Below are 26,172 nucleotides of genomic sequence, written 5' to 3'. Positions count from 1 at the left end.
AATCGATGAATTACATTAAGCTGAAAACTTCTCGTTTTCTATTTTCAATCAGTTTTCTATTTTTATTTTTCAGTGCTTTTGCACAACAGAATAATGGAAAAATTAAAGGAATTATTACCACTTCAGACGGCGATGCTGCTGCGGGCGTAAATATCATTTTAAAAAATTCAAAGTATGGCACCACAACCAACGATGACGGTACATTTGAATTCAACCGAGTAAAAGCAGGAAATTATATACTGCAAATTTCGTTGACGGGATATGAAACTTCTGAAAAAGAACTTATAGTAACAGAAAACGAAACCAATACACTGAGCCTGCAACTAAAAGTTTCGAATAAAGAACTTCAAGAAGTTGTTATTAGTGGAAAAAAAAGCATCACTTCTAAAAAAACGGATTATGTTGCCCGAATGCCACTTAAAAACCTAGAAAACCCACAAGTTTATAGCGTTATTCACAAAGAACTTTTACAGGAACAAGTTGCGGTTGATATTAGAAGTGCAGTTCAAAATTCTCCTGGAGTGGTTTCAATCAGTTATCCATCTGGAGGAGTTGGCGTAATTTTCAGAGGATTTTCTACTGGAATAAATGCGCGAAATGGAATGGAAACGGCTTCCGGTCGTTCTTCAGTCGATCTTGGAAACGTAGAGCGAATCGAAATTATGAAAGGACCGTCGGGAACTTTGTTTGGTTCTTCTGTATCTTCATTTGGAGGTGTTGTCAATTTGGTTACCAAAAAACCTTTTGAAACAACCGCTGCCGAAATATCATATACCGCCGGAAGCTACAACCTAAACCGACTTACAGCTGATGTAAATACACCGCTAAACAAAGACAAAACCGTTTTGTTTAGAATCAATATGGCGGTAAACAGAGAAAAAAGCTTCCTGAATTATGGATTCAACAATACATTGCTTTTTGCCCCAAGTTTGACTTACAAAGCATCTGAAAAATTGACTTTCAATTTTGATGCTGAACTTTACAACGTAAACAACACACGTCGTACGTATAATACTTATGCAACAACTTCTGGAATTACAAATCCAAATGATCTGAAAATTGATTACAGAAAATCAATGTTTCACGATGATAATGACGCAAAATCAACAGCAACTAAAGTTTTTGCCCAAGCCGAATATGAAATTTCTGAAAATTGGAAATCGACAACCGTTTTCTCTTTTGTAGGCGAAGATGTAGAACGCAGTTATCAGAGTTATGCCGTTTGGAGTTCTCCAACGCAAGTAGCACGAAGAGTGGGACTTTGGGGGCCTATTTATAACAACTATACCAACATTCAGGAAAACATAAACGGAAAGTTCAATACTGGAAACATCAAACATAAGTTCTTGGCAGGAGTAAACTACAGACTTTACAGCAGTGCATTTTCGGGTGGAACAACTTTTACGCTTGACAACATAGACGTAACAACCAACTTTGCCCCTATTAGAAGAAAAGCCGTTGATGCTGGACTTGTCCTAACAACATCCCCAATTGCAGACCAAAAAACTTTTAGCATTTATGCTTGTGATGTTGTCAATTTTACTGATAGACTTTCGGCTATGCTGAGTTTGCGTTTGGATAATTTTGATCGCGAAAAAGTAGGAACAGTTGAAGGTTATCATCAAACGGCATTAGCACCAAAACTTGGATTAGTTTATGAATTGGTAAAAGATCAAGTTTCAGTATTTGGAAATTATATGAACGGGTTTCAAAATATGCAACCCGTTACACAGCCAGATGCGACACAGTTAGTTTTAGATCCAATTTATGCTGTTCAATATGAAGGGGGAATTAAAGCAGAAGCATTTCATAAAAAATTGACCGGTTCTGTTAGTTACTACAATATCACAATTGATAATGCGACAAGACTCACTTCTGCTGGATTTACAATACAAGATGGAAAACAAGTTAGTAAAGGTTTTGATTTTGAATTAATTGCAAATCCTATAAATGGATTAAATATTGTTGCAGGTTACGGCTATAACGATAATAGAATCGTAAGAGCTTCTGATGCGACTATCGAAGGAAACAAAGCAACAGGATCTCCTGAAAATGTAGTCAATTTTTGGACTTCTTATACTTTTCAAAATAAATTAAAAGGTTTAGGCATTGGCGCAGGCGCAAACTATGTTGACAAAAACTATTTTACAGCCGATAATACTTTTTATATGCCATCATACACCGCTTACAATGCATCTGTTTATTATGATCAAACTTCGTGGAGAATTGGCCTGAAATTCAACAATATTACTAATGAAAGATATTGGGATTTTTGGGGAACATCGCAAGCGCCAACTAACATTCTGGCAAGCTTAACATTGAAATTCTAAAATTAAACAGAGACAGAAAGCACCTCTTTTCCAAAACATTGAGGTGCTTTTTTTTTAAATCTTAATAGCAGTTTTATTTAGATTGCTAGAGCATGAACAAAAATGGCATTTAAAAATTTTATAAAAAAAGTTCATTTATGGCTAGGACTAGCTTCTGGCTTAATTGTGATTATACTAGGCATCACGGGTTGTTTGTATGTTTTCGAAGAAGAATTGCGACCTATAGTCCACCAATATTATTTTGTGGAGCACGTCAAAACTAAAAAACTGCCTGTTAGCCAACTCATCCAAATCGCTGAAGAAGCAAATGCAAAAACACATCCTAATCAAAAACTTTCGGGTGCCCGAATTATAAATGATGATAAACGTACCGTTATTGTTTGGTTTTTTGAAGAATTAGACAAAGATGCCGTTTGGTATTGGAATCGGTATCAAAATACTTATGTTTATATAGATCCGTATACAGGAGCCGTTCAAAAATTGGAAGAATATAATTTTGAATTTTTTGTTTTTATTCGAATGTTGCACCAAACACTTTGTTTTAATAGTGAAATTGGCGACCCAATAGTGGGAACGGCAACTATTATTTTTATCATTTCATTAATTACAGGTTTGATACTTTGGTGGCCAAAAAACAAACAGGCAGCAAAACAACGTTTTTGGTTTAGATGGAAAAACACGACACAATGGAAACGGAAAAATTATGATTTACATAATATTCTAGGATATTATACGATGATTTTCGCCTTAATCATTGCTTTGACAGGATTAGTTTGGGCTTTTGAATGTTACGACAAAGGCGTTCAATGGATTTTTAACGGCGGTAAAACAATTACCAAAGAAAAACTAGTTTCTGATACCGCTGAATACAATATAAACTCAGCAACAGATAAAATATTCACCGCAACAAGAAAAGCAAATCCTAATGCAAAAAGCTATTATTTGTTTGTTCCAAAAGCGGATGATTCATTGGCAACTTTTCAAACATTTGTACGCTACAAAAATCGCTTTGATGATGTATCAATGGAATTTGATCGTTATACCGCCAAAAATCTAAGAACAACGACCTATGAAGATAAAAGCGGAGGCGAAAAATTTCGCTTCATAAATTACGATTTGCATGTGGGCAGTATTTTGGGATTTCCCGGAAAAGTGCTGGCTTTCTTTGCCAGTTTGGTTTCTGCAAGCCTGCCTATAACTGGATTTTTAATTTGGTGGGGACGAAATAACAAAAAGAAAAAAACAGCTGTCAAATCTCAAAATTAGGTTTGTAAAACATTTTTAAAAAATTATCAATATTTATTCTAAATAAGAATTGCTAAACTAATTTAAAACTTTATATTTGCAAGTAATTTCAGCAGGCCAGCAAAGTCAGCTACTCAACGATTTTTTTGCATACAACTGTAGAAGAATTTTCTAAAACAATTAATCTTAATCCTAAATTATTATGAAATCGAAAACTTTAAAAACAATTGCATTTTTATTTTTAATGTTAGTTGCTAGTCCACAAATATTTGCTCACGCTCTTTGGATCGAAACCAAAGCAACTGGAGTAAAAGGAAAAGCACAAGAAATTTCAGTTTATTTTGGAGAATTTTCAGAAAACGATATTACAAAAGCTGACAAATGGTTTTCAGACTTAAAAGATTTTTCTTTAGTATTAGTGAGTCCATCTAAAAAAGAAACCAAACTGACTTCTAAAGCTTTAGATAATAAATACCAAGCTTTTTTTACACCAGATGAAGATGGCGTTTATACCATTGTTATGCACCATAAAGTAAAAGATGTTTATGGAACAATGGTTTTAGATTATAATTCAAGCGCAACAGTAGTAGTTGGAAACAAGACTGCAGGAAACACTGCTACAGCAAATAAAAACCAAATTGGCGTATTTTCTGAAAATGCAGATGTAGCGAAGAAAGATTCAAAAATTGCTGGAATAGCAACTTACGATGGTGCAGTAGCAAAAGAAGCAAAAATTAAGGTAATCGCTCCTAATGGATGGGAAAAAGAATTATGGACCAACGAAAAAGGTGAATTTTCATTTACTCCTATTTGGTCTGGAAATTATATGGTTGAATATGCGCACACTGAAAAAGCATCGGGTGATCACAACGGAAAAAAATATGATGAAATCTGGAAAATGGCAACATACCAGATTACTGTAAAATAATAATACCCCTTCATTTTTAAATTAGTCTTAGTAAAAGCCTTGCTCTTTGAGTAAGGCTTTTCTATTTGAAAACAGCTTCTTTTAATTCAATCTAAATAAGAAAATGATTTAGTAAAAACAAAATCTTAAGCAAATCTTAAGATAATAATAATAAAACTTTAAGCGAGAAAATACCTCTATAAATTTTGTTAAACCCTTTGTGCGACCTTATATTTGTAAAAAATTATTTTTATTAAATCTAAATAAGTCACATGAAACATAGTTTACTACTTGCTTTATCTTTAATAAGTTTTGGAGCTTATAGCCAAGAATTTACAAGTGCAGAAAATACCACAACTGTTAGTGATACTGTAAAAAACAAAAAAGGGGAAATCCTAAACGAAGTAGTTGTAACAAAAGCCAAAGAGCCTAAGCCGGTAACTGCAGTACGTTCTGGTTTAAAGCCAATGGACAATCCGCAATCTATTCAAGTTATTGGTTCAGACGTTATCGAACAACAACAAGCAATTAGATTAAGTGAGGTTTTAAAAAATGCAAATGGGGTTTATGTAGGTTCAGCTCGTGGTGGTGCTCAAGAGTCATTTTTCTCAAGAGGATACGACATGTCTGCTAACAATATGTTTAAAAATGGTTTCCGTTACAATGCGGGTTCTATTCCAGATGTTTCAGGTTTAGATAAAGTAGAATTCCTAAAAGGAAGTTCGGCTTTATTATTCGGAAACGTTGCTCCAGGCGGAATCTTGAACTTAGTAACTAAAACGCCTCAATTTAAAAGCGGTGGTGAAGTTTCAATGCAATTTGGAAGTTATGCTTATTACAAACCAGCTTTCGACTTTTATGGAGGTTTGACAAAATCAATTGCTTTCAGAATCAATGGTTCTTATGAAAATTCAGAAAGCTTTAGAGATGTCGTAAAAAACGAACGTGTATATGTAAATCCGTCTTTGCTGTTTATTGTTAGTTCAAAAACTCAGATTACAGTACAAGGAGATTATTTAACTGCAGATTGGACTCCTGATTTTGGAACAGGAATTATCGGAAAAGAACTTGTTGATGTGCCACGTAACAACTTTTACGGCGCACTTTGGTCAAACGGACAAACTAAATCGGCTAGTGCTTCGGTATTAGTAAACCACGATTTCAACAAAAACTGGAAATTAAATTTCAACAGCTCTTTCCAATCTTATGACAGAGCATCAAAATCTACTGCGCAATTATCAACCGTAACACCAGCTGGAGACTGGACAAGACCATTGGTACAAAATAAAAATTTGGAAACTATATTGGGTGATCAGTTGAGTTTGCAAGGAAACTTCAATACGGGATCTGTAAAACACCAATTATTTACAGGTGTTGATTGGGAAAATTCATTTGCTACTGCAAATACTTATGTTTTCAATCCTGCAAATTACGACACGATCAATCTTTACAATTTCGATCCGTCAACACAAAGAAATGATATTCCGAATTCAACTCTTACAAGAATCACTAAAACAGAAACAAACCGTTTTGGAGTATATGCACAAGATTTGATTTCATTTACTGAAAAAATCAAAGTTTTACTTGGAATGCGTTGGTCATGGCAAGAAGCAACCGTTTACACTTATGATATGACAAAAAATCCAAGTGTAATGACAGAAACCGCTCCACGTAAAGATGATGCGTTTTCACCAAAAGTAGGATTGGTTTACCAACCATTGAAAGACATGTCTGTATTTGCAAGTTACTCGAACTCATTTACGCCAAATTCAGGAACAACAGTTGATTTAAAACCTATTGAAGCTTCAATTATTGATCAGTACGAAGCTGGAATCAAAAAAGAATTCTTCAGTGGCGCTTTAAGCACAAATGTGACAGTTTACCAAATCAAAAACAGCAATTTAGCACAAACTGCAGAATTTAGAGCTGACGGAACTCCAAACACCGATACAACTATCAAAACTTTAGGTGGCGGGACAAAAAGCAAGGGAATTGAAATTGACATTACTGCAAGACCTTTAGAAGGCTTAAGCATCATAGGAGGTTATAGCTATAATGACATGCGCTATGTAAACACATCTGGAACACAAGGAAGTTTTGTTGAAGGAGATCGCGTTGTAAGAACACCGCAAAATACTGCTAACTTAAGCTTTTTCTATACTTTGCCAACAGGAGCCTTGAAAGGTCTTTCTTTTGGAGCAATTGCTAATTACATCGGAGATCGTTTAGCGGGATGGAATGATGATTATGTTTGGACAGAAAACAAACCTTCAACAAACCCAAAAACATACACAATTACAATCAGAGACCGTGATATTCCATTGGAAGGCTATACAACAATTGATGCTTCACTTGGTTACACTTGGAAAAAATTCTCAATTCTTTGTAAATTATCAAACCTTACAAATGAGTTAAACTATACAGTTCACGAAAACTATAGTGTCAACCCTATTGCGCCTCGTCAATTTATGACAAGTCTACGATACAAATTCTAAATTTTTGAATTAGATTTTAATTTGTTAAAATTTTTTCAGTCTTTTTATTCAAAAAAACAGAAAAAAATTTGGTTTAAATTTCACCAAAAACCTCATTTAGCAATAAATGAGGTTTTTATTTTTTACAGCAAAAAGTGCTCTAATTATCTTTATTTTTGTTTTAAATTTCCATTTTCAACAAAACAAAAATCTATGTCAGATTCCAAACAAAACCAATTAAAAAAAACACTTGGATTAAGCTTTAACATAGCCGTATTAATTGGCGGAACAATCGGAGTCGGGATTTTGAGAACACCAGGTTCAATTGCTGGGCTTTTAGACAATTATTGGCTAATTCTTTTCTCTTGGATTTTTGGCGGATTATATGTTTTATTAGGCGCAAATTCGTATTCTGAATTAGCGACGATGCTTCCAAAAGCAGGAGGTTCTTATAATTACATCAAAAGAGCCTTAGGAGATTACGCCGGATTTCTTTCTGGCTGGTATGACTATATAGTCAATGCCATTCCGCCAGCCTTTTACTGCATCGTAATTAGTGAATATACTATTATTTTATTTCCCGAGTTGGCTAATTATTCAACAGTAATTTCTATTTCTTTATTAATTGCGTTTGTTTTACTGCACTTAAGTGGCGTCAAAAACGGAAGCGTAATTCAGCAAATTACTAGTTTTTTGAAAGTAATTTGTTTCGTTGCTTTGGTTGTCGCTTGTTTTATGTATTCTGGCGCTGAAGTTCCAAAGATTGAAACAAACAACTCGGTTTTTCAAATCGGACTAATTTTTGGATTTTTCAAATCACTACAACTTATTATTGGGACTTATAATGGTTGGAATGCGGTTTGCTTTTTTGCCGAAGAAAATGACGACCCAGGCAAAAATATTCCAAAATCATTATACAGCGGAGTTTTGCTGGTTGTAGCCATTTATGTTTTGGTAAATGCAGCATTTTTTCATGTTTTGCCAATTGAGTCTTTAGCAAAATCTAATTTGGCTGCCGCTGATGTTGCCAAAGTTCTTTTTGGAGAAAACGGAGCAATAATTGTAACCGTAATTTCGATATTCTCTCTAATCAGCATTTTGAATGCCTTTATGATGATCCCGCCGAGAATACTTTACGGATTAAGCCGTGACGGTTTTTTTATTGAAAAAGGAACTCAAGTAAATAAAGGTGGAACTCCAATTATAGCACTTTTGGTTTCGTCACTTTTCAGCTTATTTCTAATTTGTATCGGCTCCTTTGAAATATTGTTTTCTTTTGCCGCTTTTATCTCCATAATTGTTTGGGGACTGGCGTATTATTCGCTTTTAAAACTAAGAACTACTGAACCAGACTTACCAAGACCTTATCGTTCTTTTTGGTATCCTTGGACAACTATAATCGCTATTATATTTTCAATCGCATTGCTTGGAGGGTTTATTTACAGCGATCCTAAAAGCTTTATTATTATTGTTGGAATTACGATTGTTTCTTATCCTTTGTTTTTGGTTTTGAAGAAGAAGAAATAATACCTTGTTTGTATAAAAAAAGACCTAACAGGTTTTAAAAACCTGTTAGGTCTGGTACTTAAAAACAATATTTCTTATTTCAAACCAGCCAAACTCTGCTCGATTGTAGCAATTTTTGCCAAAGCATCTGCTTGTTTTTGTTTTTCTATATTTAAAACTTTTTCCGGAGCTCCGTTTACGAATTTCTCGTTTGAAAGTTTTGCTTCAACAGATTTCAGGAATCCTTTTGTGTAATTCAATTCTTCTGTCAGTTTTGCGATTTCAGCTTCAACATCGATATTTCCAGTAATCGGAATAAAATATTCATTTGATTTTACACGGAAAGACAATGCGCCATCTACTTTTTCAGAAACATATTCGAAAGCCGAAACGTTTCCTAATTTCGTTACAACTGAATCAAAATACGTTGAAACATTTTCGCTGTTGATTCCTTTTAATTCAATCGCGTCTTTAAACGGAATATTTTTATCTTTCCTGATCGTTCTAATTCCAGAAATTACTTCAATTGAGTTTTCAAAATCAGCAATTAATTTAGCATCAAATGATTTTAATTCCGGCCATGTCGAAACAATTAAAGCTTCTTCTGGAGTTCTCTCTGTAATTAACTGCCAAATTTCTTCTGTCAAGAAAGGCATGAAAGGATGTAATAATTTCAAGTTGCTTTCTAACATTTCGATCGCTTTCGCGAAAGTTACGCTGTCAATTGGTTGTTGGTAAGCTGGTTTAATCATTTCTAAGAACCAAGAACAGAAATCATCCCAAACCAATTTGTAAATTGCCATTAATGAATCTGAGATTCTGTATTTCTCAAAATTATCTTCAATGTCAACTAAAGTCTGCTGTAATTTTGCTTCGTACCATTCGATCGCTACTTTTGATGATTCTGGCTGTGGAATAGTTTCTGAAACTTCCCATCCTTTAATCAATTTGAAAGCATTCCAGATTTTGTTTGAGAACGCTTTTCCTTGAAGACATAATTCCTCATCAAACATAATATCATTTCCTGCAGAAGCGCTTAAAAGCAATCCTACACGAACACCATCGGCTCCAAATTTCTCAATTAAATCTAAAGGATCAGGAGAGTTTCCTAATGATTTAGACATTTTACGGCGTTGTTTATCACGAACTAAACCAGTCAAATATACGTTTGTAAATGGTTTTTCACCCGCATATTCGTAACCAGCGATGATCATTCTCGCTACCCAGAAAAATAAAATATCCGGACCAGTTACCAAGTCGTTTGTTGGATAATAATATTTAAAATCTGGACTTTCTGGATCCATAATTCCGCCAAAAACAGACATTGGCCATAACCAAGATGAAAACCACGTATCTAACGCATCAACGTCTTGTTTTAAGTTGTCGGTTGTTAGTTGTTGGTTGTTGGTTTTTTCTTTAGCTAAAGCTAATGCATCTTCAATGTTTTCTGCAACTACAAAATCTTCTTTTCCGTCTCCGTAATAGTAAGCCGGAATTTGTTGTCCCCACCATAATTGGCGAGAAATATTCCAATCACGAATGTTGTTTAACCAATGCGCATAAGTATTTTCGAAACGTTTTGGATGTAATTTAATATCTCCTGTTTCTAAAACCGATTTAATGGCTGGTTTTACCAAATCTTCCATTTTCAGGAACCATTGGTCTGATAATCTTGGTTCGATTACCGCTTTTGTTCTTTCAGAAGTTCCAACTTTATTTAAATGGATTTCGGTCTTCGCCAAAGCCCCAATTTCTTCTAATTCTTTTGCAATTTCAGTACGAACTACAAAACGATCTTTTCCTTGATAATGTAATCCGAAGCTGTTTAATGTTGCATCTTCATTAAAAATATCAACGATTTCAAGGTTGTGTTTTTCTCCTAAGGTTTTATCGTTCATGTCGTGCGCAGGCGTTACTTTCAAACATCCTGTTCCGAATTCAACATCTACATATTCGTCTTCAATAATTGGAATAACTCTTCCGCAAATTGGAACGATCGCCTTCTTACCTTTTAAGTGTGTAAAACGCTCATCATTCGGATTGATACAAATCGCAGTATCTCCAAAAATAGTTTCAGGACGAGTTGTGGCAATGGTCAAAAATTCCTCAGTTCCTTCAATTTTATATTTTAAGAAAAACAATTTTCCTTGTTGCTCTTCGTAAATTACTTCTTCATCAGAAAGAGTTGTTTTTGCTTCTGGATCCCAGTTTACCATTCGGTATCCACGGTAAATTAATCCTTTGTTATATAAATCTACAAACGATTTAATTACAGATGCAGACATATCTGGATCCATAGTAAATTTAGTGCGTTCCCAATCGCAAGAAGCTCCTAATTTCTTAAGCTGTTCTAAGATTGTTCCGCCGTATTTATCGGTCCATTCCCAAGCGTGTTTTAGGAATTCTTCACGGGTTAAGTCGTTTTTATTGATTCCTTCTGCTTTTAATTTTGCTACTACTTTTGCCTCAGTAGCAATCGATGCGTGATCCGTTCCCGGAACCCAACAAGCGTTGAATCCTTTAAGACGCGCTCTACGAATTAAAACATCCTGAATCGTATTGTTCAACATATGTCCCATGTGAAGGACTCCAGTGACGTTTGGCGGCGGGATTACAATGGTGTACGGTGTTCTATGATCTGGCTCTGAATGAAAATAGTTGTTTTTCATCCAGTAATCATACCATTTACTCTCAATCGTCTTAGCGTCAAATTGTGCTGGAATTGTCATTTATATATGTTTAATCGTTTATTTGTTTAACCGTTCAATCGGCTTTGATCATTGAAATTAAATTGACTAATTAAATGTTTTTCTGTTTAAATAAAATCATTTACAACTCAATCAAAACGATCAAACAAATAAACGATTAAACAGTTAAACAAAAAATTGGTTCAATTTTTGTAATTATAACTGACAGCAAAAGTAAATAATTAAAGACACTATAAAAAGCGAATTATTAATTTGTGTGTTAATTAAAAGAATGTATATTTACTTACAATTAAAAATAATTTCAAATGAAAAATGTTGCCTCTTTTATTGCAATCGTATTGTTTAGTGCAATCGGTTATGCGCAAAATGGCCCGAAAATTGAATTTTCGGCTCAGGACAATACAATTGATTATGGAAAAATTTCGAAAAGTGATAACGGAGTCCGCTCTTTTGAATTCACAAATACTGGAGATGCTCCGTTATTAATTATTGGTGCGGAATCTACTGTGAGTTCTATTGTGGTGACTAAACCCACAGCAGCGATTCAACCTGGAAAAAAAGGGAAAATTGATGTAAAATACAATATGGTTTCTGGCCCAATTCGTAAAACAATTACTGTTGAAACCAACGCAGTCAATTATCCTGACGGACGTGTTGCCTTAAAAATTAAAGGTGAAGTTTTATAAAATTTTTTAAATCTAAAAATAACAAAAGCCGTTTCTTTATCTAGAAACGGCTTTTTATTTTTTAGAGCAATATCTTGCTTTCTAAATCTTACTTCTTACTTGCTTTCAACACATTCAACTGAATCAAATTTATATTTTACACGCTCAAAATCAATTGGTTTATCTTTTACTAAATATGTTACTCCCATTGTTGTCTGCATTGTTCCGTTTCCTAAAATTAGCTGTTTATCACGTTTTAAAAGAGCCATCGGGTTTTTATATTTTGCATTATTATTTGTTCCGTCAACAAAAGTGTAATCAACAAACAAAGTATCACCGTGAAATTCCCCCAGAATTTCGCCTTTTTTTAGGGGTGAGGAAGCAACTTTCATTATCATATCGCCACTCAGTTTTCCGTTTTTCAGTGTATTCAACTTTAGATCTAAAGTATCGTTTTCATAAATTGCTTTATAACATTCCGTACTTACTACTTTTTCACCTTCAGCTTTAGCTGCCGCTTCTGCTTTTTGTTTTTCCTCATTTTTACAGCTTTGAAGTCCAATAAAAGACAAAAGCATACAACACAATACAATTTTTTTCATAACTGAATTTTTTAATTTCATATAAAAATAAATAAAAAAGAAGCCAAAAAAAAGGCTTCTTGATTAAAAAATATTTTTTCATAACGAGTGTCACCCCATGAATTAGACGCACAGCAGTGCGCCTCTACAGAATATTCTAATGACAATACTATCTATTACAACTTCTTGATTATAAACTCAGATCTTCTGTTCAACTCGTGATCTTCTTCTGAACAAGCATCGTCTGTTTTACATTTTATAATTGGAACAGATTCGCCATAACCTTTTGCAGAAACTCTACTTGCATTAATTCCCGACTGAATTATAAATTCTCTAGTTGAATTTGCTCTTTTTTGAGAAAGTTCTTCATTGAATTTTGCATTTCCTCGCGAATCTGTATGTGAGCCAATCTCTATAACCATTCCTGGATATTTGTTCATTAAGGCAACCACTCGTCCTAAAACAACTTTTGATTCTTTACGAATGTACCACATATTGTAGTCAAAATAAATAGGATCAGTTTTAATAATTAATCGATCTTTATCATCTTTTACAACATCTTTTTCTTGTTTTAAAATCTCGTTTACTTTTTCCTTTTTCTTTGCTTCTTCTGCTTTTATTTCATCTGCTTTTGCTTTTTTAGCTGCTTCATTTAATGCAATAATAGCCAAAGCTTCTTTTTCTTTTTTCTCAGTTTCGAGCTGAATTTCTTGTTTTCTTCTTTTCTCTGCAATTTGTTGTTCTTCCAACTTAATTGCCTCTAAAGATTTTAGTGCCAATGAACCATCATTTGTAGCATTTCTGGTTTTTCCAATTTCTAATGATTTTGATTCGTTGGTATATTTTTCTTTAAAAGCAACAATTGTGTATGAACTTTCGCAAGCAACTGTAAAACTGAATTTTCCATCGGCTGCGACTGTAATTGTATTTAGTGTTTTTTTCGACGCATCCTGAAGCATTACGGTTGCATTTTCAAGAGGCAAATTGGTGTCAACGTCTGTAATTGTTCCAGCAATAAACTGTTTGCAGTCTTCAACAATCAAATCTTTTGTCTCTTTGAATTGATAAATATCATCGCTCCCTTTACCTCCATCTCTGTTGGAAGCAAAATAACCTTCTTTTGTATCGGAATTAATAGTAAATGAAAAATCATCCAAATTAGAGTTCAAAGGCAATCCAATATTTACAGGTTCTGAATAGTCATTTCCTTTAATTTCAGAAACAAAAACATCTAACGAACCGTAACCCAAATGTCCATCTGAGGAAAAATAAAGTTTGTTATCTGCAGAAACAAAAGGGAATTGCTCTCTTTTATCGGTATTAATAATTGGACCTAAATTCTTCGGTGTATCAAATGCGCCTTTATTGATGTTTACCGAATAAATATCAAAAGAACCCACAGACCCCGGCATATCCGAAGCAAAATACAACACTTTCTCATCAACGCTAAGCGCTGGATGTTCGACTGAATAATTTGGGCTATTGAACGGAAGTGGCACAATATTAGTCCATTTTCCATCCACTAATTCGGCCTTGAAAATTTGAAGATTCGAAACTTTTTGATCGTCTGTTTTTCTAGTTTTATTCTTCGAATTATTACGCGTAAAATAAACTGTTTTGCCATCTTTAGTAAAAACAGCATTTGATTCGTGCATTCCAGTTTTCAATTCTGGTGCAAAATAAGCGATATTGGGCTCTTGCGAATTAATGTCAGTTAAGGGAACCGAAACTAAATTCAAATATGTTTCATTGTCCCATTTGAATTTTTTATCAAATATTCCAGGTTTAAGTTTTACAGCTGCAAAAACCAAATTTCCTTTATACTGAACTGCTCCAAACTCAGAATTTGGAGTGTTTATAGCCAGATTTTTAATATCAAATCGGTTTCCAATAGCCGAAACATTTTCTAGCTCTTTCAACTCATTTTTAAAATAAATCGAATCTTTTCCGCTACTTGAAGATGCATAATACTGTTTTAAAGCCATATTGGCATCATCATAACTATTTGTTGCTTTTAAGGTTTGCGCAAATCTGAAATAATAGTCCCGATTCAAATCCTTATTATAGTTTTGGAATAAAAGTCTATAATAGCGTTGGGCTTTTACTAGATTGTTAGTATAATAATACGAGTCAGCCAAGTTTTTTATCACTTCCTGCGAAGGTTTTTCTTCGGCTAATTTTTCATATAAAATGATAGCTTCGCTATAATATGTCTTATCAAAGAAACGTTTGGCTCTTGCCAATTCTTTATCTTGGGCGCTTATAAATTGTATTGAAAATACGAATATAATAACGAGTAGTTTTTTCATATTTTTCATTTTAAAAGAATCTAGGTGATTTATCATATCCTTTTCCTAATAAATCCAAATCAAAAAGCAGCATAATTTCATGTGTTCCTGAATTAAACTGACCTAAATTGGAAAGTGTATAATCATAAGCATAACCAACTCTCAATGAAGGAGTAACATTTATATTTGCTAAAACACTAAAAGAATCATTAATTCGGTATGCTCCACCAAATTCAAATTTCTCATTGTACAAAACATTTGCCGTTATATCAACTGCCACGGGAGCGCCTTTCACAAATTTTGCCATTGAAGCAGGTTTGATTTTCCACATATCATTTAATTGAAAAACATAACCTCCAGTTAAATAAGTATGAATTTCTTCAGAACCATATGCGTTCAATCCAGATTTTTCCTCAATTTGTTTTGATTTCAATAAATTTGGAGCAGATAATCCTATGTAAAAATTATCCGTAAAATAATAAGCTCCTACTCCAATATTAGGTTTTGTCACGTTAATGTCTTCTGCGAATGCAGCATCTGTGGCTGCATTTCCACTTTGCAAAACAAACCCATTAAAATTAGTTTGCAATGCTGAAAATCCTGCTTTCAATCCAAGTGAAAGTCTATTTTTACCACCTAAGTTTAACACATAAGCAAAATCAGCATACGCATTAGTTTCTTTTTTTGCTCCGTCTCCAATGTCATCTGAAACCAATGACATTCCGACTTCAACTTTTTCCGACAAAGCAGTATGTCCAAAAAATGTAAACGTTTTTGGCGCACCAACAGCCCCAACCCATTGCGTTCTGTACAATCCTCCAAAATTCATCATAAGAGGAGTTCCAGTCGCATAAGCTGGATTGATCACACTCATATTGTACATATAGTGGGTATACTCAGGATCTTGCTGAGCAGAAATTGTATTTATATAAAAGAGAAAACTTATAAAGAGTATTATTTTTTTCATTTGAAATTATATTAAATAATGTAAAACGGAATTATCGATTTAAATAAAGGCGCCCTTGTATAGGCTTCTTATCGCCTTTATTAAAATGGATAACATAAAAATAAACTCCATTTGGTGCTATTCCGTGGTTAATACCTTGTGTTTCATAGTTTATACCATCCCAACCTGGCTTGTCTTTTCCGCCGCGATACATTCCGTTTCCGTATCTATTGAAAATTTCAATAATATAATCTGGGAATAAAAAGTCGATGTTCGGAATTACAAAAACATCATTTATGCCGTCTCCATTTGGCGAAAATCCGTCAGGAATATAGAAATCAGGTGGTACGGTTTCACAATCTGTTAGCGATACTGTGACTTCAAGATTATCATATGATAGACAGTTTTCAGCTATCGAAAAATCAAATCCATAATATTTCTTTTTATCAACCAACAGCGTTGTAGGAGGCAAAAGAGCCCCACCTTTTGGAGCATCATACCAAACTACTGACAACGGAACATCTGTATTATTTGACAAACTGGCAATTGTTGGCGCATCTAAACCACAGAAATTTTGTCCATCTGCATTTAGTACAGGCGCAGGAGTATCTCTTAAAGTAACCTTGATCATAGTTGCCGCTGAAGTACATGACAAAGTAGTTTCAGCAACATAATAAGTCTCATCTTTAAGAACATAAGTATTAGCAAGGGGTGTTGTCAAAGTTGGTGAATTGTACCATTTAAATTGCGATCCGTTAGGCACCAAATTCGCAATAACAGCTCCTTCGGACTTACAAAAAGTCTGATCTGTTGCTATTGGAGCATTTGGAATTGGATTTATTGAAAACGCTGCAGAAACCGAAGTTACCGGACTGTCACAGCCGGTAATATTGTTTTTTACATTCTCAATTTTAATTGTGGTCGAACCTGTATTTGCAAGTAAAGCAGCAGGAATCACAAAACTAGCATTACCACTTACAGGAGACAATGCAACTGTTTGCACCGGAGCGACATTACTATTTGAAAGAGAATAAGACAATGTAACATCTGTTAAAGTTCCTAATCCCGAAACTGAAGCAGTTACAGCTGATCCGAAACAAACTGTTGCAACTTGAACTCTTAAATTTGTAATATTGGGCAAAGGATTTACAATTATATTGCCTTGTACATCAGCAGAATTTGTACAACCAGAAATATCATGTGTGATCTTCACTATTTTGATTGCACCACTTCCGCTTTGGGAATTCAAAATTGCAGGAATATCAAATGTAGCATTTCCTCCAACAAAAGTTGCAGTAGCTGTTTGAGAAGATGCATTATTGGCTCCAGAAATATTGTAAAGTAAAGTATAAGTTCCATCGACAATTTTTACCGCATCAGAAATTTTCGCTTCTGCAATTGTATTTTGACAAGCACTTATAGGTTCTATTTTTGCGCCTGCTAAATCGGGTATTGGATAGATATTAACAGCCTCCGAAAGATTACCAATAATGTTTTGACATGCTCTTAAACTATTGGCACCATAAATATTTGTAATTCTTACCGTATAACTACCTACTTGTTGGAAATAATCTGATTTTAAAGGAAAAACTAAAATACCATTTATAAAATTTGCCGGCAGCGTTTCGCTTCCGCCATTTGGCCCAGAAACAGTAAACGAAACATAATAATCTCCATTTGGAATCGTCGCTGGTCCTTTTGTGATAGTTGCCGTATAAGTTGCTGTAGGTATTTCTGTTTCACATATATTATTGGCATCAATTTTCACTTTGGCACCTGTAAAATCAAGTTTTTGCTCTAATGCTATTCTAACCGTCGTTTCTTCATCAGAACAAATTGGATTTGTAGATTTTACAGTATATCTATAATAATAGTTACCTGGTCCGCGATTATTATAAACTCTTTGAATATTTACAGAATGATCTCCTGCAAAAGTCAATTCGCCAGTATTACTAACCTCAGACCAAGTTCCTCCTGGATCTTGACCTGAAATTGAGTTGAACAAATCATAATCAGTATAAGCTGACAATCCATCACTAGCGCATAATTTTAAAATTTCGGCAGTCCCAGATTCTGGAGCTTTAAAAATTGTAACAACCGCAGTTGATGACATAGCAGGACAAGTTCCTATTGCAGGCATGGTATAGGTGTACTGATAAGTTCCTTGCATGTCTGTCACATTAACAACTGGTCTTACATTTTGATTTGTAGTATCATTATGCCATTGTCCGTTAGAATGTGGACTTAAGTACAATCCATTAAAAGCAGAAAAAAGATTAAACTCGCCAATTGCACTGCAGACAGATACATTTGGAGAAGTCACCCCTGAATATCCACCAATCGTAACTGTAACAACAGCAGTGTTATCTGGGCAAAGCCCTATTCCGTCAACGGTATAAGTATAACGAAAAATACCACTACGACGAATTTGCTGCGCATTCAAAATTCCGGTATCAGAATCCAACCCTCCAGAACCATCAGTATCTGTCCACGTTCCACCACTAAGAGGAGAACCTGTCAAATAATTATTTAAGTCAATTGCTTGACTACTTACATTAGGAATATCGCAAACTGTTAAAGTTCCATCTTCGCCTGCGCACTGCGAATAAATTGTATTTGGAAAAAAGGATAAAAAAACAAAAATTAAAGTAATTCGTAAGAAATTAATGTATTTTTTTGCCATAAATTTATATTTTGCGTAAACTTACTAAAATTATAGTGGGGGTCGAATAAAAAAAACAATTTAACAATTGTTTTTTCACAAAATATCAATTTCATAAAAACTCTTTAAAAAATGTTAATTCCCACTTTCACAACTCATCTTCGAGTTTAAATCTGAATTTTAAAATAACTGAATCCCTTTCGATTTCTAAAGAAATCCAAACATCATCTTCTGATTTTAAAAGGCTATTTATTTGTTGTAATGAATATTTATAGGGCAATGCATTATTAATACTGACAATAATATCTCCTTTTCTCAAACCGCACTTTTCTGCCGCCGATTTTTTTCTGATATTCACAATTTCGTAAACCGGTTTTAATGAAAACTTATACTTGAAATTATCATTTTTTTTCGCATCATAACCTACGTCAGACATAGAGTTTGCAACCTGAACAGTCTCTAAATGAACAGTCTCCTGAACCCATTGCAAGCCGTTATGCTGCACCGTGATTCCGCTTTTGTTATAGGTGAAAGGTTCTGAAAATTTGTTGTTTTTTTTCAGATACATTTTTTGGTCAGCATAATCCAAAACAAGTGTAAAGCGTTTCAAAACTTCACCTCCAATTGAGCCAATTCTCCCCGGAACCATTTTTACATTCCGTATCGAACTTGAATCAGGAAACGCAACAATTGGGTTTTTAAAATCAAATTCATCTACTGAAAACTTGGCAATTTTTGCGCGATGTCCTTCAATATCACCGCTAAAACCCTTTCCTAAAAAATCTGGAAAATTTTTCTTCGGCAATTTAATTTTGTTATTCTCAAAAATCCAAAAGGCATCACTGTTTCCAATATCAATTAATAATTTTGCAGAAATTTGGATACTGTCAACCACTGCGGTTGTAGTAATATAAGGCTTTGATCTTTCGATCGAAATTGGAACCGATTTGAATTTCTTGTCCAGTTTTTCTTTAATTTCTTCAGTATTTGGATAAATGTAGATTTTCTTCTTTGTATAATTTATTTCAACTAAATTGTTCTTAAAAAACTTATAGCCTATTATGCCGTTTACAGGAATTCCAATGTGTGACGATAAATTAAAATTCTGATCCAATATTATATAAACCAAATGGTTATTTGATTGCAAGCCATGAGTCTCCATTATATTGTTTGTTGATTTTAGGCCTTCGATCTCTTCTTCGCTTCCTAGTCCTCTAAGTTTGATTTTGACAACGTTATTAAAACTGACTTCTTTTTTCTCTTCCATGCTGAATAAAATTGTTTCTTCAACACCCGAGTCTAATAAGAAATTCAATTCCACGCCGTTTACTTTTATCGGAATAAATATGAGATTATTTATCAATTTAAATGGAATGGTAAGCTTACGACTGTGGCTATGAATCAAAAAATCGTCTTGAGGGTAGAGATTGAAAGATGCCAAAAGCCCAAAAAACAACATGAAATATTTTTTCATTGATAATATTTTAATATAAAATTAATAAAAATATTGATAATTGTTACATTTCCATAACACCTCATAATGTTTACGTTAAATTCGAAAAAAAAATGCAAATTTGCACTTCAATAATTTATACTCATGCCAACAATTTCACACAAAGGCAGAAACATGCCTGAATCACCGATACGCAAGCTGGCTCCTTTTGCTGATTTAGCAAAGAAAAAAGGACACAAAGTGTATCATTTAAACATTGGTCAACCGGATATCAAAACACCCGAAGTGGCCATCGAGGCGGTAAAAAATATTGATTTGACACTTATAGAATACAGTCCGTCTGCCGGATATGAAAGCTATAGAAAAAAATTAGCAAACTTTTACCAGCGCCAAAATGTAAACGTTAACACAGAAGACATCATTGTAACAACTGGTGGTTCTGAAGCCTTACTATTTGCGCTGGCCACAATTACAGATCCTGGAGACGAAATCATTATCCCGGAGCCTTTTTATGCTAACTACCATGCATTTGCATCATCTACGAGCGCAACTGTAGTTCCACTTGTTTCTACAATTGAAACTGCTTTTGCTTTGCCCAGTATTGAAGAAGTCGAAAAGTTAATTACACCTAAAACAAAAGCCATTCTGATTTGCAACCCTGGAAATCCGACTGGATATTTATATTCTGAAGCAGAAATTAAACAATTAGCCAGCTTAATCAAAAAGCACGATTTGTATTTAATTGCTGATGAAGTTTATCGCGAATTTTTATATGATGGCGTTGATGTACATTTTTCAGTAATGAATTTAGAAGATGTGCAACAAAACGTGATTATGGTTGATTCTGTTTCAAAACGCTACAGTATGTGTGGCGCTAGAATTGGATGTCTAGTAACCAAGAACAAAGATGTTCTGGCAACAGTAATGAAATTTGCGCAGGCTCGTTTGAGTCCTCCAACTATTGAACAAATTGCTTGTGAAGCCGCAATAGACACACCTCAAAGTTATTTTGACGAAGTAATTGCCGAATACAAAGAACGTCGAGACACTTTGATTGCTGAATTAAACAAAATTGAAGGCGTAATTGTTACTAAACCAAAAGGTGCATTTTATTGCATAGCACAATTGCCAATTGAAAATTCAGATGATTTTGCGCAATGGCTTTTAGAAAGTTATGATTTAAATGGAGAAACTGTAATGGTTGCTCCTGCAAAAGGATTTTATTCAACACCTGGAATGGGATTGAATCAAGTTCGAATTGCTTATGTTTTAAACAAAAAAGACTTGATTACAGCAGTAAATATTTTAAAAGAAGCCCTTTTAGTTTATAATAAACGATAAAAAACATACAAAATATTCAAAAAATCTGTTTTGACTTAAGTTGAAACAGATTTTTTTTTATGTTTAGTTTTCTGAAAATAACCTCAAAAATGATCGCAATATTATACAGTTGTTAGTAATTTAGCTATTGATTTAAAAGCTTTTAACATGAATAAGTTAATAGTAATATCATTTTTCATTCTACTTTTAGCATCATTTGCTCCTAATGTCTCTAGCCCGGAGACAAAAAATGCTATTAAAAACGAAGATTTTCGCAATCTTCAAAAGGAAGGCGTGCAATATTATCGAAAAGAAATCAACCATGCTTTTTCATTATTAAAAAAGCAAAAGAAAATTATAGACATCGAACTCCATAACACCGAAAAAGCGCAAATTCTTTCTATTGCTTTTCCAGAAATCTTAAGATACGACTCTTATTCTGACTATCTTGAAACCTCTTCGAACAGAATTTTATATGCAAATAAAGGAAAAGAAGCATCTGATTTTTCAACGGGTTACTTTCAGATGAAACCTTCATTCTTAGAAAATCTCGAAAATTACGTTGCCAACACTGAAAGCTTGAAGCCTTATCGTTGGATTGTTATTCAAAAGGAAAATGAAAATGAAACTGAAATTCGAAAAGAAAGAATAAACCGTCTGGAAAAATTTCAATGGCAATTGCGATATCTAAAAGTATTTTGGTTTGTTGCTGAATACAAATATCAAAATATTGATTTTAAAAGTACTGATGAAAAAATTCGATTTTACGCAACGGCATACAATTATGGCTTTACAAAACCTGAAAGCGAAATATCAAAATATCAATCTGCAAAAAAATTCCTTCCGGGAGAGAACACAGATTCGCATAAATTTGCTTTTGCCGATTTTTCAATTGATTTCATAAAGACCTACTCCACTTTTTTTAATTAATATAAAAACTCGAATCGAGCATCTGCAATTTAAACCATATCTAAAAAAGGACTAATTAAATAGTAATAACGATAGAAAAGGTTTGCTTTTTATTAATTATCTTTACCGCCTTAAAAAGATATACCCATTATAATAGTAGTTTTTAATGATAAACAACGACGATTTTTTAGACGAAATAGGTGACAGTCATTTCAGCAGTAATGCAAAAAACCCTTTAAGAGCAGATGCATTTGACTTAACTGATGACGAAAAAATAGAAAAAATTAAAAAAGATGTTGAAAACATTCTGCAGACTCTTGGAATGGATTTGACAGATGACAGCATCAAAGGAACTCCAAACCGAGTTGCTAAAATGTTTGTAAAGGAGATTTTTGGTGGTTTAAATCCTTCAAAACAACCTAAAGCCTCAACTTTTGACAATAATTACAAATATGGAGAAATGCTCGTAGAGAAAAACATCACAGTTTATTCTACTTGCGAACACCATTTGCTACCAATTATTGGGCGTGCTCACGTAGCTTACATCTCAAGTGGAAGAGTAATTGGCTTATCAAAAATGAACCGTATTGTTGAATATTATGCTAAAAGACCTCAAGTTCAAGAGCGTTTGACAATGCAGATTGTTCAAGAACTTCAAAAAGCTTTAGGAACAGAAGATGTGGCTTGTGTTATCGATGCAAAACACCTTTGCGTAAACTCACGCGGAATTAAAGATATCGAAAGCAGTACTGTAACTTCTGAATTCGGTGGAAAATTCAAAGACGCTCAAACGAAAAGAGAATTTCTTGATTATATTAAACTAGAAACTCAATTCTAAATATTTGGTTAATCGTTTATTTGTTGAATCGTTTAATCGAAAACAAATAAACGGTTAAACGATTAAACCACAAAAAACATGTATGTTTTCTCGTTTGAAAAATTAGAAGTTTGGCAAAATGCAAGAATGCTTATTTTAGAAATTTATAAATTAACTACTTCATTTCCTTCTAACGAATTGTTCGGAATGACTTCTCAAATAAAAAGAAGTTCTTCCTCAATTGCAACAAACATCGCCGAGGGAACATCAAGAAACTCAAATAAAGATAAGGCTCATTTTTTAACGATGTCATATTCATCAGCAATGGAAACATTAAATCATTTAATCCTTTCAAAAGATTTAAAATATATTTCTGAACAAGAATATGCTCATTGTCGTGAAAAACTTGAAAAAATCTGTAATCAGATTAATAATCTAAAAAAATATTATCTTTCAAAAGAATAAAGCGTTTCACACGATTAAACAAATCAACAGTTAAACGATTAAACAATAAACTTAATATGCCATTATATACAACGCAACCGCTTAAAATATACAATTCACTTTCGGGTGAAAAAGAAGATTTCAAACCAATCCATGAAGGAAATGTTGGAATGTATGTTTGTGGACCTACCGTATATAGTAATGTTCACTTAGGAAACGTAAGAACTTTTATGTCTTTTGACGTAATCTTCAGGTATTTTCTTCATTTGGATTATAAAGTTCGTTACGTTCGAAATATCACTGACGTAGGACACATTGTGGATGATGTTGATGAAGGTGAGGATAAAATTGCCAAAAAAGCACGCTTGGAGCAATTAGAGCCAATGGAAGTTGTACAGCGCTATACTGTTGATTTTCATGACATTTTAAAAGCTTTCAACTTTTTGCCACCAAGCATCGAGCCAACAGCGACTGGCCATATTATTGAACAAATCGAAATCATCAAAAAAATTATTGATAAAGGAATTGGCTATGTTGCCAACGGATCGGTTTATTTTGATGTTGTAAAATATAATGAAACTAATAATTATGGTATTTTAAGTGGGCGAAATATCGAAGATATGCTTGCCAATACCCGTGATCTTGATGGACAGTCTGACAAGAGAAATCCTCAAGATTTTGCACTTTGGAAAAAAGCAGAACCAGAGCATATCATGAGATGGCCTTCGCCATGGAGCGACGGTTTTCCTGGCTGGCATCTTGAATGTACTGCAATGAGCACAAAATACCTAGGAAATCATTTTGATATTCACGGTGGCGGAATGGATTTAAAATTCCCGCACCACGAATGCGAAATTGCACAAAATGAAGCTTGCACAGGACAATCGCCGGTAAATTACTGGATGCACGCTAACATGCTTACCTTGAATGGAAAGAAAATGGCAAAATCTACTGGAAACAACATTTTACCAGGAGAAATTTTAAGCGGAGACAACACCATTCTAAGTAAAGCTTTTTCAGCTTCAGTAACTCGTTTTTTTATGTTGCAGGCACACTACAGAAGCATTTTAGATTTTTCTGACGATGCTATTACTGCTGCTGAAAAAGGATACAAAAGATTAATGGAAGCTATTGATGCCTTGCCAACTATTGGCGCAAGCAAATCAAGTTCTATTGATTTTGGAACCTGGAAACAATTGTGTTACGATGCCATGAACGACGACTTTAACACACCAATTTTAATTGCTCAATTATTCGAAGGCGTTCGTTATATCAATTTATTAAAAGACGGAAAAGAAACCATTTCTGCCGAAGACCTACAAACATTCACAACAGCCATCAATGCATTTGTTTTTGATGTTTTAGGATTAAGCGACGAAAAAGGCTCTGACAGTAATAACGATAAGTTAGAAGGTGTTGTAAATATGCTTATCACAATGAGAAATCAAGCGAGAGCAGACAAAAACTTTGCACTTTCTGACCAAATCCGCGATCAATTAATTGCATTGGGAATTCAATTGAAAGACGGAAAAGAAGGCACTAGCTTTTCGATCTAAAAAAGTCATTTCATAAAAACCATGAAAGCTATCACTCCATTTGTTTTATTAGTGCGCTTTTATCAAAACGCCATTTCGCCGTTCACTCCAGCGTCTTGCCGATTTGAGCCAACCTGTTCAAGCTACATGATTGAAGCACTTCAAAAACATGGATTGTTTTATGGAGGATATCTCGGAATGAAACGTATTTTGAGCTGTCATCCCTGGGGAAGAACAGGCTACGACCCAGTCCCGGAAAAGAAATGTTCACACAAACATTAACTTTTTATAAAGACGAACTCTGCTTTAAATATTTATTTTTACAATTAATAAAAAACACAATATTACATGACACACGCCTTAAACATGGTTTGGAATCCTTCGGAAGGAATCAATTTAGGATTTTTTATGATTCGTTATTACAGTTTAATGTTCGTAATCGCTTTTGGCTTAGGATGGTACCTGATGAAAAAGATTTTCGAGCGCGAAAATGAGTCACTTGACAAATTAGATTCTTTATTTGTTTGGACCGTATTAGCAACTTTAGCCGGCGCACGTTTAGGTCATGTTTTCTTTTATGATTGGGAATATTTCAGGAACCACTTGCTTGAAATCATTCTTCCTTTCAGATTTGAACCAAAATTCGAGTTTACAGGATACCAAGGATTAGCAAGTCATGGCGCAGCGATTTCAATAATCGTAGCAATGTATTTTTATAGCAAAATGATTCTAAAACGCCCGTTATTATGGATTTTAGACCGTGTTGTCATTCCAGTCGCAAGCGGTGCTATTTTTGTTCGTTTAGGAAACTTTTTCAACTCTGAAATTATCGGACATGAAACAAAATCTGCTTTCGGAATTCGTTTTTTACACGATTCAATCAGCAAAAACGAAGCAGTTCAAAGCACAGGAATTGCTGACCCAAAAGAAGCTTACAACGCAATTGCCCACAACCCACAATTTGCAGATATTTTAGCAAAAGTTCCTGCAAAACATCCAACACAACTTTACGAAGCATTTTGCTACATCTTTGTATTTGCAATTTTATACTTCTTATATTGGAAAACAAACGCAAGACTTAAATCAGGCTACCTTTTTGGGTTATTCTTAGTCCTTTTGTTTGTTGTACGCTTTATAGTTGAATTTGTAAAAGAGAGCCAAGGTGGTTTTGAAAGCGAATTAGGCTATTTCTCAACCGGACAATGGCTAAGCATACCTTTTATTATAATTGGTCTTTTCTTTATCATTAGAGCACAAAGAAATCCTTTAGCAACATCATAAAAAATCAATAATTACAAAAAGCCCAATATTTTAAATATTGGGCTTTTTTTTGCTTTAAGGATTCCCATTAAAAAATCATATCATTTCTCAATTCTTTATCA

General features: G+C 33.9%; 19 protein-coding genes. 13 read left to right on the top strand and 6 right to left on the bottom strand.

Translation table 11 applies throughout. The features are described 5' to 3' along the window. Positions 1–5: 5 nt before the first annotated feature. From H600_RS0112245 to H600_RS0112225, 5 genes are all read left to right on the top strand, one after another. Entirely contained in the window at positions 6–2,330 is a 2,325-nt protein-coding gene (locus H600_RS0112245) for a TonB-dependent receptor (protein WP_026729053.1), read from the top strand. A 102-nt stretch (positions 2,331–2,432) separates the two neighbouring features. Next, on the top strand, positions 2,433–3,596 hold the full coding sequence (locus tag H600_RS0112240) for a PepSY-associated TM helix domain-containing protein (RefSeq protein WP_026729052.1): 1,164 nt from the start codon (positions 2,433–2,435) through the stop codon (positions 3,594–3,596). 181 nt (positions 3,597–3,777) lie between these two features. Then, positions 3,778–4,503 carry a DUF4198 domain-containing protein gene (locus H600_RS0112235; protein WP_026729051.1) on the top strand — a complete coding sequence of 242 codons (726 nt, stop codon included), beginning with the start codon at positions 3,778–3,780 and terminating at the stop codon, positions 4,501–4,503. Between the two features lie 251 nt (positions 4,504–4,754). Further along, complete coding sequence (locus H600_RS0112230) at positions 4,755–6,977, top strand: TonB-dependent siderophore receptor (RefSeq protein ID WP_026729050.1); 2,223 nt, start codon at positions 4,755–4,757, stop codon at positions 6,975–6,977. A gap of 192 nt (positions 6,978–7,169) precedes the next feature. Beyond that, on the top strand, positions 7,170–8,483 hold the full coding sequence (locus tag H600_RS0112225; protein ID WP_026729049.1) for an APC family permease: 1,314 nt from the start codon (positions 7,170–7,172) through the stop codon (positions 8,481–8,483). 74 nt (positions 8,484–8,557) lie between these two features. On the opposite strand, the gene H600_RS0112220 is transcribed toward H600_RS0112225, so the two are convergent. Further along, positions 8,558–11,191 (bottom strand): valine--tRNA ligase, encoded by a 2,634-nt coding sequence (locus tag H600_RS0112220; protein ID WP_026729048.1) that lies wholly within the window; start codon positions 11,189–11,191, stop codon positions 8,558–8,560. Positions 11,192–11,475: 284 nt separating this feature from the next. On the opposite strand from H600_RS0112220, the gene H600_RS0112215 reads away from it, so the two are divergent. Next, positions 11,476–11,856 carry a DUF1573 domain-containing protein gene (locus H600_RS0112215; RefSeq protein WP_026729047.1) on the top strand — a complete coding sequence of 127 codons (381 nt, stop codon included), beginning with the start codon at positions 11,476–11,478 and terminating at the stop codon, positions 11,854–11,856. Positions 11,857–11,951: 95 nt separating this feature from the next. On the opposite strand, the gene H600_RS0112210 is transcribed toward H600_RS0112215, so the two are convergent. The 5 genes from H600_RS0112210 to H600_RS0112190 all read right to left on the bottom strand — a co-directional run bounded on the left by H600_RS0112210 (position 11,952) and on the right by H600_RS0112190 (position 19,786). Then, entirely contained in the window at positions 11,952–12,437 is a 486-nt protein-coding gene (locus H600_RS0112210) for a hypothetical protein (RefSeq protein WP_026729046.1), read from the bottom strand. Positions 12,438–12,592: 155 nt separating this feature from the next. Further along, a complete protein-coding gene (locus H600_RS0112205; RefSeq protein ID WP_051234447.1) occupies positions 12,593–14,725 on the bottom strand; it encodes an OmpA family protein in 2,133 nt (710 codons plus the stop codon). A 10-nt stretch (positions 14,726–14,735) separates the two neighbouring features. Beyond that, positions 14,736–15,671, bottom strand: a complete 936-nt coding sequence (locus tag H600_RS0112200) for a PorP/SprF family type IX secretion system membrane protein (RefSeq protein WP_026729044.1) — start codon at positions 15,669–15,671, stop codon at positions 14,736–14,738. Positions 15,672–15,702: 31 nt separating this feature from the next. Next, positions 15,703–18,333: a gliding motility-associated C-terminal domain-containing protein gene (locus tag H600_RS0112195; protein ID WP_026729043.1), complete on the bottom strand. Its 2,631-nt coding sequence runs from the start codon at positions 18,331–18,333 to the stop codon at positions 15,703–15,705. A 127-nt stretch (positions 18,334–18,460) separates the two neighbouring features. Further along, positions 18,461–19,786 carry a PDZ domain-containing protein gene (locus H600_RS0112190; RefSeq protein ID WP_026729042.1) on the bottom strand — a complete coding sequence of 442 codons (1,326 nt, stop codon included), beginning with the start codon at positions 19,784–19,786 and terminating at the stop codon, positions 18,461–18,463. A gap of 123 nt (positions 19,787–19,909) precedes the next feature. Here H600_RS0112190 and H600_RS0112185 point away from each other — a divergent pair, with 123 nt between their 5' ends. The 7 genes from H600_RS0112185 (at position 19,910) to lgt (ending at position 26,071) form a co-directional block, all read left to right on the top strand. Continuing rightward, entirely contained in the window at positions 19,910–21,106 is a 1,197-nt protein-coding gene (locus H600_RS0112185) for a pyridoxal phosphate-dependent aminotransferase (RefSeq protein ID WP_026729041.1), read from the top strand. Between the two features lie 147 nt (positions 21,107–21,253). Then, positions 21,254–22,015, top strand: coding sequence for a hypothetical protein (locus H600_RS0112180; protein WP_026729040.1), 762 nt, complete (start codon positions 21,254–21,256; stop codon positions 22,013–22,015). Positions 22,016–22,160: 145 nt separating this feature from the next. Next, positions 22,161–22,832, top strand: a complete 672-nt coding sequence (folE, locus tag H600_RS0112175) for a GTP cyclohydrolase I FolE (RefSeq protein WP_026729039.1) — start codon at positions 22,161–22,163, stop codon at positions 22,830–22,832. 78 nt (positions 22,833–22,910) lie between these two features. Then, positions 22,911–23,276: a four helix bundle protein gene (locus H600_RS0112170; RefSeq protein WP_026729038.1), complete on the top strand. Its 366-nt coding sequence runs from the start codon at positions 22,911–22,913 to the stop codon at positions 23,274–23,276. A 56-nt stretch (positions 23,277–23,332) separates the two neighbouring features. Beyond that, positions 23,333–24,811: a cysteine--tRNA ligase gene (gene cysS / locus H600_RS0112165; protein WP_026729037.1), complete on the top strand. Its 1,479-nt coding sequence runs from the start codon at positions 23,333–23,335 to the stop codon at positions 24,809–24,811. Positions 24,812–24,832: 21 nt separating this feature from the next. Then, positions 24,833–25,072, top strand: coding sequence for a membrane protein insertion efficiency factor YidD (yidD, locus tag H600_RS0112160; RefSeq protein ID WP_026729036.1), 240 nt, complete (start codon positions 24,833–24,835; stop codon positions 25,070–25,072). Positions 25,073–25,138: 66 nt separating this feature from the next. Beyond that, on the top strand, positions 25,139–26,071 hold the full coding sequence (gene lgt, locus H600_RS0112155; protein ID WP_026729035.1) for a prolipoprotein diacylglyceryl transferase: 933 nt from the start codon (positions 25,139–25,141) through the stop codon (positions 26,069–26,071). The last annotated feature ends 101 nt before the right edge of the window (positions 26,072–26,172 follow it).

Source organism: Flavobacterium denitrificans DSM 15936 (assembly GCF_000425445.1).
Classification (GTDB): Bacteria; Bacteroidota; Bacteroidia; order Flavobacteriales; family Flavobacteriaceae; genus Flavobacterium; species Flavobacterium denitrificans.
Note: the sequence above shows the minus strand (reverse complement) of the source record. Positions and strands in the feature narration are given on the sequence as shown.